The 13829-nt window shown below is 42.9% G+C and carries 15 protein-coding genes and 1 riboswitch; of the genes, 6 read left to right on the top strand and 9 right to left on the bottom strand.

The features are described from left to right. Positions 1 to 267: 267 nt before the first annotated feature. Complete coding sequence (locus SporoP8_RS10405) at positions 268 to 1755, top strand: glycine betaine uptake BCCT transporter (RefSeq protein ID WP_085132429.1); 1488 nt, start codon at positions 268 to 270, stop codon at positions 1753 to 1755. Between the two features lie 48 nt (positions 1756 to 1803). Here the strand turns inward: SporoP8_RS10405 and SporoP8_RS10400 are convergent, their stop codons facing one another. The 7 genes from SporoP8_RS10400 to SporoP8_RS10370 form a co-directional block, all read right to left on the bottom strand. Further along, positions 1804 to 3084 (bottom strand): O-acetylhomoserine aminocarboxypropyltransferase/cysteine synthase family protein, encoded by a 1281-nt coding sequence (locus SporoP8_RS10400; RefSeq protein WP_085132428.1) that lies wholly within the window; start codon positions 3082 to 3084, stop codon positions 1804 to 1806. 141 nt (positions 3085 to 3225) lie between these two features. Continuing rightward, positions 3226 to 3329, bottom strand: a riboswitch (SAM riboswitch). A 424-nt stretch (positions 3330 to 3753) separates the two neighbouring features. Further along, positions 3754 to 4530: a sulfite exporter TauE/SafE family protein gene (locus SporoP8_RS10395; protein ID WP_085132427.1), complete on the bottom strand. Its 777-nt coding sequence runs from the start codon at positions 4528 to 4530 to the stop codon at positions 3754 to 3756. Positions 4531 to 4587: 57 nt separating this feature from the next. After that, on the bottom strand, positions 4588 to 4815 hold the full coding sequence (locus SporoP8_RS10390; protein ID WP_085132426.1) for a sulfurtransferase TusA family protein: 228 nt from the start codon (positions 4813 to 4815) through the stop codon (positions 4588 to 4590). Positions 4816 to 4871: 56 nt separating this feature from the next. Then, the gene (locus tag SporoP8_RS10385; RefSeq protein ID WP_085132425.1) at positions 4872 to 5993 is read right to left on the bottom strand and encodes an MBL fold metallo-hydrolase; all 1122 of its coding nucleotides are present in this window, start codon (positions 5991 to 5993) and stop codon (positions 4872 to 4874) included. Then, positions 5990 to 6568, bottom strand: a complete 579-nt coding sequence (locus SporoP8_RS10380) for a sulfurtransferase TusA family protein (protein ID WP_085132424.1) — start codon at positions 6566 to 6568, stop codon at positions 5990 to 5992. Before SporoP8_RS10380 ends, SporoP8_RS10385 begins: the two co-directional genes overlap by 4 nt. A gap of 44 nt (positions 6569 to 6612) precedes the next feature. After that, positions 6613 to 7092: a DsrE/DsrF/DrsH-like family protein gene (locus tag SporoP8_RS10375; RefSeq protein WP_085132423.1), complete on the bottom strand. Its 480-nt coding sequence runs from the start codon at positions 7090 to 7092 to the stop codon at positions 6613 to 6615. Positions 7093 to 7180: 88 nt separating this feature from the next. After that, positions 7181 to 7444, bottom strand: coding sequence for a metal-sensitive transcriptional regulator (locus tag SporoP8_RS10370; RefSeq protein WP_085132422.1), 264 nt, complete (start codon positions 7442 to 7444; stop codon positions 7181 to 7183). 287 nt (positions 7445 to 7731) lie between these two features. Between SporoP8_RS10370 and SporoP8_RS10365 the strand changes: the two genes are divergently transcribed. Together SporoP8_RS10365 and SporoP8_RS10360 are read left to right on the top strand one after the other, a co-directional pair. Beyond that, the gene (locus SporoP8_RS10365) at positions 7732 to 7953 is read left to right on the top strand and encodes a DUF2187 family protein (protein ID WP_029053955.1); all 222 of its coding nucleotides are present in this window, start codon (positions 7732 to 7734) and stop codon (positions 7951 to 7953) included. Between the two features lie 147 nt (positions 7954 to 8100). Then, on the top strand, positions 8101 to 8751 hold the full coding sequence (locus SporoP8_RS10360; protein ID WP_158232427.1) for a LysR substrate-binding domain-containing protein: 651 nt from the start codon (positions 8101 to 8103) through the stop codon (positions 8749 to 8751). Between the two features lie 19 nt (positions 8752 to 8770). Here the strand turns inward: SporoP8_RS10360 and SporoP8_RS10355 are convergent, their stop codons facing one another. After that, on the bottom strand, positions 8771 to 9076 hold the full coding sequence (locus SporoP8_RS10355; protein ID WP_232319135.1) for an EamA family transporter: 306 nt from the start codon (positions 9074 to 9076) through the stop codon (positions 8771 to 8773). Positions 9077 to 9148: 72 nt separating this feature from the next. Continuing rightward, positions 9149 to 10066 carry a LysR family transcriptional regulator gene (locus SporoP8_RS10350; RefSeq protein ID WP_085132420.1) on the bottom strand — a complete coding sequence of 306 codons (918 nt, stop codon included), beginning with the start codon at positions 10064 to 10066 and terminating at the stop codon, positions 9149 to 9151. Positions 10067 to 10179: 113 nt separating this feature from the next. Here SporoP8_RS10350 and hutG point away from each other — a divergent pair, with 113 nt between their 5' ends. The 3 genes from hutG (at position 10180) to pepT (ending at position 13829) form a co-directional block, all read left to right on the top strand. Then, positions 10180 to 11139 carry a formimidoylglutamase gene (hutG, locus tag SporoP8_RS10345; RefSeq protein ID WP_085132419.1) on the top strand — a complete coding sequence of 320 codons (960 nt, stop codon included), beginning with the start codon at positions 10180 to 10182 and terminating at the stop codon, positions 11137 to 11139. Continuing rightward, complete coding sequence (gltS, locus tag SporoP8_RS10340) at positions 11136 to 12326, top strand: sodium/glutamate symporter (protein WP_085132418.1); 1191 nt, start codon at positions 11136 to 11138, stop codon at positions 12324 to 12326. Before hutG ends, gltS begins: the two co-directional genes overlap by 4 nt. A 276-nt stretch (positions 12327 to 12602) precedes the next feature. Beyond that, the gene (pepT, locus tag SporoP8_RS10335) at positions 12603 to 13829 is read left to right on the top strand and encodes a peptidase T (protein ID WP_085132417.1); all 1227 of its coding nucleotides are present in this window, start codon (positions 12603 to 12605) and stop codon (positions 13827 to 13829) included.

Below are 13829 nucleotides of genomic sequence, written 5' to 3'. Positions count from 1 at the left end.
TCATGTATACTGTCACAAGCACAAGCTGATGATTCTGGGCAAGTACATGAATGACACTACAGAACCAACTTACATATTGGACGAGAAGGAAATTTCTCTCGTCTTTTTTATTTGTATTTGCGATTAATCCGGCAATAAACCGACATTTTTCAGCGTTTACATGAGCGGCAAAACGGGTATTATCAAATGTATGTGTGCAATTTTATTCTACGGTTTCGATTATGTACTTAGCTCATTTCTCAGACTACGTTCAAAAAAGGAGGAACTATGAAAAAAACTTCTATAACATTTTACATTACATTAGTGGCCGTCATATTGGCAGTGGGATACGGCGTTATTGCCCCTACACACTTCGAAGAAATCACGTCCGCTATTAAGGACTTTATTTCGGATTCATTCGGCTGGTATTACTTACTGACCGTCTCCATGTTATTCTTCATTTCGGTATTCTTGATATTCAGTCCGATCGGGAAAATCCGATTAGGAAAGGATAATGACAGACCGCAGTTTTCCATGTTTTCATGGTTAGCGATGTTATTTTCCGCTGGTATGGGAATCGGACTCGTGTTCTACGGGGCGGCCGAACCTCTTTCGCATTACGCAGTAAGTCCTGCTACAGAAGCTCCTGAAACAAAAGCTGCTTATAAAGAAGCAATGCAGTCGACATTTTTCCATTGGGGTTTCCATGCTTGGTCTGTATACGGTATGACCGCTTTAGTATTGGCATATTTCCAATTCCGCAAAGGACAACCTGGATTAATCTCCGTTACACTTCGTCCAATTTTTGGTGATCGAGTAGATGGAAAGCTCGGCACAGTCATTGACGTCTTCGCTATTTTTGCCACTGTTTTCGGTGTGGCGACATCACTTGGCTTTGGAGCTGTCCAAATAAACGCCGGGCTCAATTACTTATTTGGTGTATCAATAGGCTTCTGGTCCCAATTCTTTATCATTGCAGTGGTAACAGTATTATTCCTTATATCTGCGTGGAGTGGACTTGGAAAAGGAATTAAAATTTTATCCAATGCCAATATGATTTTAGCTTTGGCATTGTTAATTTTCATGATCGTGCTTGGACCAACTTTATTGATTTTCAACATGTTCACGGATTCCATTGGTGGCTACCTGGAAAATCTCATTCGTATGAGTTTCCGTACTGCACCGCTCACCCCTGAAAATCGTACTTGGCTAAATGGGTGGACTCTATTCTACTGGTCTTGGTGGATAGCTTGGGCACCATTTGTCGGAATGTTCATTGCCCGCGTATCAAAAGGTAGAACGATTCGCGAGTTCATGATTGGCGTACTAGTTGTTCCTACTGTGTTGAGTATGATCTGGTTCACAGCATTTGGTACGACAGCAATTGAAACGCAAAAAGCTGGAATTGTCGACTTGGCTGCAAGTGCAACTGAACTGACAATCTTTGAGATGTTCAGCGAATTGCCTTTGTCATTCGTCATATCAGTCATTGCCATTTTGTTGATTACATCGTTCTTTATCACTTCAGCGGATTCGGCTACATTTGTGCTCGGCATGCAGTCGTCATATGGTTCATTGACTCCACCAAATAATTTGAAAGTTGTATGGGGCGTAATTCAATCTGCCATCGCCATCATTCTATTATATGTCGGAGGATTGGATGCACTGCAAAACGTCATCATTATTGCCGCTTTGCCATTCTCCATCATCCTCATTATGATGGTTGTCTCGCTGTTCAAATCACTAAAAGATGAAAAGAAACGAATAAAGCGTTAGTAGAGAAAAGAACACCATCGCACTAGCGACGGTGTTCTTTTTCATATATTAGTTTGCCACTTTTTCGATTGCTTGCTTCAAATCGGCAATAATATCCTCTGCTGACTCCAACCCTACAGATAAGCGAATTAGCTCTTCACTAACGCCTGAGTCTTTCAAGTCTTCCACAGACAACTGCTGATGAGTTGTGGATGCCGGGTGAATGATTAATGACTTCGCATCTCCCACATTCGCTACATGAGACCAAATTTCTACATTGTCGATTACTTGTCTTCCTGCATCGCGTCCACCTTTAATACCGAATACGATAATTGAACCATAGCCATTTTTTAAATATTTATTTGCCAATTCTACTGTTGGATGATCTTCTAGACCTGTATACGTCACCCATTCTACTGCCGGATGTTCTTGCAGGAATGCAGCAACTTTTTGTGCGTTTTCATTGTGGCGAGGTACGCGCAAATGAAGTGTTTCCAAACCTTGCAACAAGTTGAATGCACTATCTGGTGACAGACATGGGCCGAAGTCTCTCAGCAATTGTACACGTAATTTCGTTGCGAAAGCTGCAGCAGCTGTATCGATTCCGTAACGTAAGCCATGATAGGATTCATCCGGCTCTGTAAAACCAGGGAACCTACCTTGCGTCCAGTCAAATTTCCCTGCATCAACTGCCACACCACCGATTGTCGTACCGTGTCCGCCAATCCACTTTGTCGCGGAATGAATAACTACATCGGCACCATACTCGATCGGATTTGATCCATAAGGAGACGGGAATGTATTGTCTACTAACAATGGAAGTCCATTTTCATGTGCGATGTTCGCAACGGCTTCTACGTCAAGAACTTGCAAACTTGGATTACCGATTGTTTCTGCAAACAACGCTTTCGTTTTATCTGTAATAGCTGCTTCAAAGTTCTTTGGATCTGACGCGTCAACAAACTTCACTTTGATGCCATAGCGGGGTAATGTCACAGCGAATAAGTTGTATGTACCGCCGTAGAGATTGCTGGCTGCAACGATTTCATCACCCGCTTCAGCAATGTTCATAATAGAGAATGCAATTGCCGCCATTCCGGAAGACAGGGCAACTGCCGCTGATCCGCCTTCTAGCTGGGCTACACGCTCTTCAAATACGGCTACCGTCGGATTCGTAATTCTTGTATAGATATTGCCCGCTTCTTTCAAAGCGAATAAGTTTTGTGCATGCTCCGTGTCTCTGAACACATAAGAAGTCGTACGATGAATCGGCAACGCACGTGAGCCTGTTTCCGAATCTGGCTTTTGTCCTCCATGTAATAATATCGTTTCTGGCTGTAATTTCGTCATAACCATTCCCCTTTTTTCGTGTATTGATGGAACATCGAAATTCCTAGGACTAGACAAGAAAAACGCAAGACGACGATTAGCAATATATAGAAAAAAGCCTTCTTCCATAATAAGAAGAGGGCTCTGCTTTCGCTTATTCCTCCCTTATCTTCCAAACTACTGAAAGTTTGTAGGAAGTAGCACCTTTGCTTTTGCCGGTTGCCGGGCATCACAGGGCCTAATCCCTCCGCCGCTCTTGATAAGAGTATGTCTATTCGTTTTCCATCGTTGAAAAATAGTATACGGCTATTCCTAGTCTATTGCAAGGTAATTTAATAGAATGTTTCGAAATTAGTATCACTTTTAATACCTTGCAATGAAAGTAAGAAAGGTGAAGGCACCGTTGATCTGCGTTCCAGGCGGACGCTTTCCCATGGGCCCGCGGTGAGCCAACTAGGTCGCAAGCTCCCTTTAGTTGTCTCACCTGTCGGGCTGATCCATCGGTCGCCGCCTTCCACGCTGATCAACTAGTTTACTATGCCGATGGTAGTAACGTATATTGATTCCACATTTACTTAACGGGAGTCACCTGCTAGATCAGAAGTGAGTTTAATGATGTTTCCACTTATGACTTCACCAAAAAATCGCCAGCACATGTTCGTTGAACGATGTGCTGGCGATTGTGCTTGATTAGAATATGTCCCACCATATTTTCACGGCCGAGGCGATGATCAATACGGCTAGAATGCTTTGTAATACTTTGGTGTTTACTTTCCGGCTCACTTTTACACCGATCGGAGCCGCGATGATGCTTGCGATGATCATTACGAGAGCTGGGCCATAAGGTACTTGCCCTGTTAAGAGCTTGCCTGACGCCGAGCCCACCGATGATAACAGCGTAATCGCTAGTGATGTAGCGATTGTGACGCGTGTGGGAATTTTTAGTACTACGAGCATAATCGGGACCATGATGAATGCACCGCCAGCTCCGACGATTCCAGCTGCCAATCCGATGATAAAAGCCGCACTCGAAGCTATGAAACGATTGAATGTAATTTCATCAATCGGCTGATTGTCAAGATTTTTTTTCGGAATAAACATCATAATAGCTGCCATGACAGCTAGAACACCGTAGATCACGTTGACGGTAGCTTCTGAAAGCATACTGGAACCAGCACCGCCAAGGACACTGCCAACTAATACACTGATTCCCATATAGAGAACGAGTGGTTTCAAGATCAAATTACTCTTTCGATACGCTAAAACTCCTGAAAGTGATGCAAAGAAAACTTCCACTGCCGTAATACCGGATACTTCATGTGGTGTAAATGCAGTAAAGCCAAGTAATGCAGGAATAAATAGCAACATTGGATACTTGACAATTGCGCCACCAATTCCCATCATACCGGAAAGGAATGAGCCCACAAATCCAATAAGGAAGATCGTGATAATAAATGGAATAGTCATGATGTCCTCCCTTCTTCCAGACGAAAGAGGGAGACAGTTATTCCCTCTATCCTCAGTTTATCCTTTTTGGATCCAGAATTTAAAGACATCAGACTCTTGTTGCTGATCTTTTATTTCATGATTACCAGAAGTAGCCCACGCTGTCAGGTCGGACACCGATCCTTTATCTGTCGTATGAATCTCAAGAACGTCTCCTGTTTGCATATCCTTCATTGCTTTCTTTGCACGTACGATCGGCATTGGACATGCCAGGCCTTTTGCATCTAAAAATGTTGTTGTACTCATATATATCTTCTCCTTTAAATTTGTTTTTTGTTTTCCATATGAATGAAAATAATTATTTACCGTACCGCACAGCGATTCGGACCAATCTCCATCTCGCGTTGCGCTTCCTCGTCAGGCTCGATTTTCCCCATGTTCATCTGGCGAATTTCCTGATATGCGTTAGGCTGTGGAGGCAAGTTCCCCGTGACTAATTCCCTGAACTCACTTTCATCCTCAATATTCAAACCGTGATTTTGCTCATACAATACACCGAGCTTTTCCGACACACTACCGTCTTCATTCAACTCATCTATAAGCATGAAGTGAGCCGGTAGGACTATTAAATCCTTCGATAATTCTTTATAGCGTCGATACAAAGAATCACGCAAGTCGCCTACCCAATCCTCTGCTAAACCTGCTAAGTCAGGACGTCCAATCGAATCAATGAACAGAATATCACCTGTCATCAAATAGCTGTCGTCTACGATAAAAGAAGTCGAACCAATCGTGTGTCCTGGCGAATAAAGCGCTTGAATATCGATTTTCGTATCACCTACCTGAATAGACATATCATCCTCTAATGCAGCATATTCAAATTCTACCTCTTCGGCATCTTTCGGTGGCAGCCAATACGTCGCACCTGTGGTTTTTGCGATTTGACGACCACCTGAAATATGGTCCGCATGCAAGTGAGTATCGAATACGTTTGTAATCTTCACACCGCGTTGCTTGGCAAAGTCAGTGAACACATTTGTCATACGTGTTGCATCAATGATTGCCGCCTCTCCGCCAGACATGACCATGTAAGAGAGACATCCTTTTCCTAGACGAACGAATTGATATAGTTCGCCACCCGATTTCAAATCCGCAACCTTCACAGGCTCAAGATGCTCGCTCCATGCTTTCATTCCACCTGAAAGATAACCTACTGAGAAGCCTGCATCCTCAAGGATTTCTGCCACCATGATGGACGAACCTTCTTTCGCGCAAACTACTAGAATTTCCTCATCTTTTGGCAATTGATCTTCAATTTCTTCAATGCCATCCAATAAATCAAAGTATGGCACGTTCAAATGGCGTACTCGATCCCCTTCAATTTTCCAATCGTTGAACGCATCTGAATTTCGCACATCTAAAATGAATAAAGATTCCTTCGCAATGACTCTCTTTGCTACTTCACTTGATTGAATAGTTCTCATTTATTTATACCCCCCGTTGTATTTTCTGTCTCGCTATTCCACTCTGACATACCAGGAATGACATTAGTAACACTTTCAAATCCATTCGCCACTAATTTTCGACATGCCATATCACTGCGGTTGCCTGTTCGGCATACAACGAAAATTTTCATGTCCTTATCCAAGTACGCCATGCGTTCTTCCAATTGGCCAAGTGGTATAGATAAGGCACCTGGAATATGAGCAAATGCATATTCCGCTTCTTCACGGACATCTAGTAACACAGCGTTAGGTTGTTGCAGTTGGTCCATCAACTGGCTGTTATCAACTGTAACCGCATATTCTTTTTGTGACTGATCTTCCCGACCTGATTTTCGTACAAAGTGGCGCCACACATCGGCTTCCTTCACATGACCGACGTATTGATGCCCCACGCTTTCCGTCCATGCCTGTAAATCTGCAGTAGTACCCGAATCTGTAGACTGAACTTCGAGCACTTGACCGTCTTCCATATCCTTTATCATTTTTCTCGTCTTCACAATGGGCATCGGACAAGCAAGACCTTTTGCATCTAAAACATTATCTGACTGAATCATTTTATTCCTCCCATACACCCTAGGGTATTTATTTTCATAAAAAATTAAATAAACAAGTTTACTTGACCATCTTGCGCTTCTCCCAAGTAAGCCGCTACACCGCCATATTCGACTTCTTTAAGAAGTTCTTCCTCACCAAGTCCTAGTAAATCCATCGTCATCGTACAAGCGATCAACTTCACATCTTGCTCCACTGCCATATCAATTAGTTGTGGTAATGTCATCGCGTTATGCTTTTTCATCACTTGCTTAATCATCTTCGGACCCATTCCTGCAAAGTTCATTTGAGATAATCCCATTTTATCTGCTCCACGTGGCATCATTTTCCCAAATGCCTTTTCAATAAAGCTTTTATTACTTTTAATAGGTTCATCTTTTCGCAATGCATTCAATCCCCAGAATGTATGAAAAATGGTTACCTCATGATCGTACGCAGCTGCGCCGTTCGCGATAATATAAGCTGCCATCGCCTTATCATAATCTCCACTAAATAATACAATCGTCGTTTTCTTTTGCTCCGTCATATTCTCATCCCTTTCTTTTGGAAAACCACTTTTAAATACCTATAGGGGTATATTATATGTTATAAAAAAAAGAGTCAAGCGATGTTGCTCATCGACTCTTTACTAGAAGATCCACTGCTTCTTTAATGATGGATTCATGCGTACGTTCATCTGCTTCATCTAAATTCTCCATGCAGGCAATCAAATTCGAACTCACGATTACACCAATTGTACGATCAATAGCAGAACGACTGGCTGATAATTGCGTAATAACTTCTTTACAATCCTTACCCTCTTCCATCATACGCAAGACACCTTTGATTTGACCCTCTAGACGTTTTAACCGATTCTTGACTTTGTCATCGTACTCCATATCGTTCAACCTCCTTACCGTTAGCTTTATATTATACCCCTACAGGTATAATGTCAACCGATTGATTTGCACGTATTTCGTACTATCCTATCTTTGGCGGCGGCACTAGTCAACTTCCAAACATGATTCTACGCAAAACTTGCTCATTCGACATAATTCTAGTATGATGATTAATTTCTCAAAATGTGTTATACTAGTTCTAGTAAGCTATTGTACGTACTTTTCGTCTAATTTTAATGACAAATTACGACAGACTAGATTCCACACTACTGAAGGAGTTGATTCGATTGGCATTTCCACGAAAAGATCGTCCAGTTTCTGATTTTGTAGCATCACGGTACGTAGACGAAGTTATATCTTTCAACCGTAATGAACATGAAGTTTCCGGAACTATACACAAGATTCTCGAAAACTCCGTCATTGTGAAGATTTCTGAAGAAGACGCAGAAAATATTGGAGCAGCTTCCAACATGACTGTCGTCGCACACAAAAATTACACAGTTCTATAATTGTATGTTCGATGCCTTGCAGATTATTGCAAGGCTATTTTTTCACACAAAATCAGCCCATTTACTAGATATCGTGGAACCTGTGGTGGATTTTAAATAACACCCGCAAGACGTTTACTATATAAACGCACATTGGAGATGATTGATTTGACAGATCGTAGAGAGGTAGATTCAATGCAAGCAACGGCACTAAAAGGAAACTTGCGCATTGCCGCTTCGCCGGTTATTTCGCAAGCTATTTTACCCGACGTCCTCACTCGCCTACATGCGAAGTATCCCGACATACGACTGGAACTGACGACTGCGCCATCTTCTGAAATTACGCAATTACTAAAAAGCCATAAAACCGACATCGGTTGCAGTGAACTAGACAATTTACCATCATCTAAAGCATTTATGCAAGATGAACTATTACTCTTTGCTTCCATTAAACATCCGTTAGCACATACAAAAAGCTCATCAATCCTTGATTTGCAAAATACACATTGGATCTTGCCTGACACGAAAGATCCTAGCCGTCCATTAATTGATCAATCGCTTAAACAATACGGCATACTAGTAAATCCCACTATCATAGACTCACCGGAAAGCATCAAACAAGCCGTTCTTAGTGGACTAGGCATCGCTATTTTGTCGCGCTTTAGTTGCAAACATGAACTTGCAAAAGGTGAACTAACCATACTCGATTATAAAGTGGCACCAATCAAACGTACTCTTTATACAGGAACCCATTCTAACACGAAGGAAGTACAAGCATTCCTCAGCGAACTCCAAGCCTATTGCCGTCTATGGCAATAGACGGCAATTCAACTCTCACTTACTGCGCCAGTGCACGAGGAATATCCCCAAAACTGATGAGCAATCCTCCTAAAATCAATGACATAGACAACTTCTCGTCTAACAGAATCCATCCTGACAAAGTCCCAAAGAACGGTGCTAGGAACAGAAACGCACTCGTTCTTTCGGGATTTCCTATCTGCAATGAACCGATTAGGACAAGCCACTTCCACTCTCCAACTGTTTTAGGATGGGTTTTTTTCATTACTTTCACAACTACCACCATGATGGCTCCTGCAATGGTAAAACGCCATGCTACTAGTAATACTGGTGAAGAATATTCCAATCCGATTTTCCAACAGCAAACGAAGACCCCATTAAAGCAGTCGTAATGACAACTAAAATGCCGAATAAACATTTATTCATCCAGTTCTCCTTCTTTCCACTTTACAGAGGAGTCACGTTGCATTTGCATATTGCTTACTAACATCTCAATAGCTGGTGGCATATATCGTTTTTTCAAATACGTGAGATAGACTGTACGTGTCAACGTCTTCGAATGTATTATTTTACTTACAATTGTAGGATCGGGTCCGTGTGCAAAATATTTTTGTGGAATCATTGAAATTCCGATATTCTCTCGTATTAGCTCCACAATCGTTTCAAAGCGCTCTACTTCATAACATATATTCATTCGCACTCCTTCTTCGGCAAATGCAGCAAAAATGTCTTGACTAGTTTGCAATCCAACACTCGTAACAATGAATGCCTCATCTTCCAGATCGGCTAGCGTAATGGTATCCTTGCTTGCCAATCGATGTTCCGGATGCATGACAACCGCTAATTGCTCTTGATACAAAGGAATCGTAACGATATCCGGAGCCTTTATATATTGATTTGTCAAACAAACATGGACAGCGTACTGACGGAGCGCTCGCTCAACATCCCCACGGTCTAACACCTCAATTAACTTCACATGCATCGATGGAAACTCCTGGCGGTATGCATGTAATATGGAAGGAAGCCAATTTTTCACTGATTCGATCACACCGATCTGTACACTTCCACTGCCTGTCCACTTCACTTCTTTAATTTCTTGCTGTAGAATATCTATCTCATGGAGAATCTTCAATGCACGCTCATAAACCACATTACCCGATTCTGTCAGTTGGACACGTTTGGTCGTACGTTCAAGTAACTGAAATCCTACTTCACATTCCAAGTTCTTGATCGCTTTACTGAGCGAAGGTTGTGAAAGATGAAGTTTTTTGGCAGCTTCTGAAAAACTAGACTGTTGCACCACCATCACAAAATACTGCAATCGCTTCAATTCCATTCATTTCACCTCCACTTATAACCTTTATGCATGAATATATGAACAACATGTATTAGAATTAATAAGTACAAACCATTATAGTAAGAATATCACGTTGGAAAGGATGAAGTATATTGTTAATACAATCAAATGAAAAATACTGGTCCGGTCGTACAGATAGTGAGACCGACAGAGCTGCATTTCGAATGCACCAAATCATCCAATTTCCCGAATCAATGGAAAACTATACTGATAAGACTTGTACCCTGATTGGATTTTCTTGCGAAGAAGGTGTACGTCGAAATAACGGCAGACTTGGTGCTGCAGAAGGACCGAATGCACTACGAAGTGAACTGGCAAAACTACCTTGGCGCTTGCCAGCAGACTGTCAGCTAATCGATTTAGGTACCATAGTATGTAAAGATGGCCAGTTAGAATTAGCGCAAGCTGAATTAGGAGCAGCCGTTCAAAACAGCCTTCAAAATCATGCCGCTCCTGTCATTTTAGGCGGTGGACACGAAACCGCTTTTGGTCATTATACAGGAGTTCGCAACTTCCTTGGTCCTAACGCAAGAATTGGTGTCATAAATATTGACGCACACTTTGACCTCCGTAGCTACGAAGATCAACCATCTTCAGGCACAATGTTCAAGCAAATGCTTGACTCGGATCCAAATGTTGACTATCTCGTGCTAGGTATACAGGAGTTCGGCAACACAGAAGCATTATTTGCAGAAGCCGATGCAAAAAACGTGACATATGTCACAGAACAAGAGATTACGACAAGTCCTTTAGACGATACTTTACAAAAAGTACAGTTATTCATTGAAAAACAGGACGCTATTTTGTTAACATTATGCTCGGATGTCCTGAATTCCGCGTTTGCTCCAGGTGTAAGTGCGCCGTCCCCCTTCGGTTTGGACCCGTTGATTGTACGCTCTTTCATTCAAACTGTTGCATCGCATAAGAAAACCCTTTCATTCGACATCTCCGAAATAAATCCGTCACTTGATCATCATAATCAAACGGTTAAGCTGGGGGCCTATCTTACAAATGAAGCAATCTTTGCATTGCTGGGAGGTCGAATCACATAAATATTGAGCTAAACCAAATTACCACGCTATTTCTAGCGTTAGCGCTCCTGACACTGGGTACGATGTTAGTCCGTAAAATCGGCTTTCTTCAGAAGTTCTGTATCCCCGCCCCTGTTGTCGGTGGTTTGCTATTCGCATTATTAGCGACTATTTTAAAGTACTTCGATTTACTGAGTTTCACGTTGGATACATCACTGCAAAATTTATTTATGCTGACATTTTTCACCACAGTGGGTCTTGGCGCTAGTTTTCGTCTAATCCGTCTTGGCGGAAAATTATTGATGATTTACTGGGCAGCTTGTGGCTTCTTAGCCCTTGCCCAAAATGTCATAGGTGTCTCCATGTCCTATATATTTGGTCTGCATCCGTTGATCGGTATGATGGCTGGCGCTGTCTCCATGGAAGGCGGGCACGGCGGTGCTACTGCTTACGGGGAAACATTAGAAAGCCTTGGGATTGATTCAGCACTATCCATCGGTATCGCAGCGGCTACTTTTGGACTCGTAGCAGGTGGACTAGTCGGTGGTCCAATCGTTAAATACTTGATCAATAAACATGATTTAAAATCTACGGAAGTCGAGCATAAAGAAGCATACTCCGTGGAATCATTGGAAAAACCAATCAATACCGATAACTTCATGACACAAACTTTACTGATTACACTTTGTATTGCTGGCGGTACACTGATAGGAGATCTTTTCTCAAACGCTACTGGCTTCGTAATGCCTGGCTACGTGGGCGCAATGTTCGTCGCGGTTATCGTACGAAACATTGTAGACCGCGTGAAAGAAGATGCGATTCATATGACGAGCATCAATTTGATCGGCGACGTATCACTCGGTATTTTCCTATCGATGGCATTAATGAGCATCAAACTGTGGGAAATCGCGGATTTGGCGCTTCCGTTGTTGCTAATTGTCTTTGTACAAGTGATCTTCGTCACGTTGTTTGCAATCTTCGTCTTGTTCCGTATACTCGGTAAGGATTATGACGCAGCAGTTATGATTGCTGGTTTCGCAGGCCATAGTCTGGGTGCGACGCCAAACGCGATGGCGAACATGGCAGCCGTCACAGGACGCTATGGCCCGTCACGTAAAGCCTTCCTGATCGTCCCTATCGTAGGCGCCTTCCTCATAGACGTCGTCTCGATGCCGATCATCATTACGACGATTAATATATTTGCTTGATTATCGTAAGCCAAATGCATAAAACATGAAAGCCAATTAGGGTGTGCGTGGGGATTGAAGCTCCAGTTGGGGGACGCTTTCCGGGGGAGCTAGCGACCTGGTTGGCTCACCGCGGGCCCTCAGGAACGCGTCCCCTCCGTAGCGCCAATCCCAATCCCTACACCATTTCCAAGAACCGAAACTCTCGGTTCTTTTTTTTATTCATTTTAAGCGAAATATTCACACAGCTCTGTTAAAATGAAAACATTAATCCGTATCTTGAGAGGAGCTTGCTACATGAAAGAAGAACTGATTGAACGACTCATCCGCTACGCTAAAATCGACACTCAATCCGATGCTGCTTCGGACACTACACCTTCTACCGCAAAACAATGGGACCTGCTGCGAGTGCTTGAAAAAGAAATGGCCGACATCGGTCTAAAAGAAATTTCTGTGGACGAAAACGGCTACCTTTTTGGCACACTACCCGCTAACACCGACAAACAACTACCAACAGTCGGATTCCTGGCTCATATCGACACAGCGCCTGACTATACAGGCACGAACGTCAAACCACAACGCATTGACAGCTATGATGGTAAAGACATTTCTTTGAATGAATCAACGGTCATGAGCGTACAGGCATTTCCTGAGCTTACCAACTACGTAGGCCACACGCTGATCACGACGGACGGCACGACTTTACTAGGGGCTGACGATAAGGCCGGTATCGCAGAAATCATGACCGCCATGCACTATTTAGTTAAACATCCCGAAATCAAACACGGTAAAGTACGCGTTGGGTTCACACCTGACGAAGAAATCGGACGCGGGCCGCATAAATTTGACGTAGAACGTTTTGGTGCAGAGTTTGCCTATACTATGGACGGCGGACCGCTTGGAGAACTTCAGTATGAAAGCTTCAATGCTGCAGGCGCAGAAGTACTATTTCACGGCGCGAATGTACACCCAGGCACAGCAAAAGATAAAATGATCAATTCATTATTGATCGCAGCAGAATTTCAGCGAGCTATGCCGCAACACGAAATACCTCAGGAAACGGAACAGTATGAAGGTTTCATTCACTTGATGGATGCGCATGGTTCTGTAGAAAAAACGACGTATCAATATATCATACGCAATTTCAACCGCGATGCTTTTGAAGCGCGTAAACAACTAGTACGAGATACCGCCGCTCGCCTTCAGGAGAAATATGGAGAACATTCCGTGGAGCTTACGGTAACAGATCAGTACTTCAATATGGGGGAAAAGATTGCACCTGTCATGGAAATTGTCGACGTAATGGCGGACGTCTATCGTAGTCTCGATATCGAACCGAAAATCGAACCGATTCGTGGGGGTACGGATGGTTCTCAACTTTCCTATATGGGCATGCCAACGCCAAACATCTTCACAGGCGGCGAAAATTACCACGGCAAATACGAATTTATCTCGGCAGATAATATGGTGAAAGCTACACACGTTATCATTGAAGCGCTGAAACTTCAAGAACAGCGCGGTTAA

The organism is Sporosarcina ureae (assembly GCF_002101375.1).
GTDB classification, from domain to species: Bacteria; Bacillota; Bacilli; order Bacillales_A; family Planococcaceae; genus Sporosarcina; species Sporosarcina ureae_B.
Note: the sequence above shows the minus strand (reverse complement) of the source record. Positions and strands in the feature narration are given on the sequence as shown.

Bases quoted from the DNA above. Each gene is read 5' to 3' on its own strand.
- SporoP8_RS10375 (WP_085132423.1), bottom strand. From the start codon at position 7,092: ATGACGGAGCAAAAGAAAACGACGATTGTATTATTTAGTGGAGATTAT.
- SporoP8_RS10390 (WP_085132426.1), bottom strand. From the start codon at position 4,815: ATGAGTACAACAACATTTTTAGATGCAAAAGGCCTGGCATGTCCAATG.
- SporoP8_RS10405 (WP_085132429.1), top strand. From the start codon at position 268: ATGAAAAAAACTTCTATAACATTTTACATTACATTAGTGGCCGTCATA.
- SporoP8_RS10400 (WP_085132428.1), bottom strand. From the start codon at position 3,084: ATGACGAAATTACAGCCAGAAACGATATTATTACATGGAGGACAAAAG.
- SporoP8_RS10385 (WP_085132425.1), bottom strand. From the start codon at position 5,993: ATGAGAACTATTCAATCAAGTGAAGTAGCAAAGAGAGTCATTGCGAAG.
- SporoP8_RS10370 (WP_085132422.1), bottom strand. From the start codon at position 7,444: ATGGAGTACGATGACAAAGTCAAGAATCGGTTAAAACGTCTAGAGGGT.
- SporoP8_RS10395 (WP_085132427.1), bottom strand. From the start codon at position 4,530: ATGACTATTCCATTTATTATCACGATCTTCCTTATTGGATTTGTGGGC.
- SporoP8_RS10350 (WP_085132420.1), bottom strand. From the start codon at position 10,066: ATGGAATTGAAGCGATTGCAGTATTTTGTGATGGTGGTGCAACAGTCT.
- pepT (WP_085132417.1), top strand. From the start codon at position 12,603: ATGAAAGAAGAACTGATTGAACGACTCATCCGCTACGCTAAAATCGAC.
- SporoP8_RS10380 (WP_085132424.1), bottom strand. From the start codon at position 6,568: ATGATTCAGTCAGATAATGTTTTAGATGCAAAAGGTCTTGCTTGTCCG.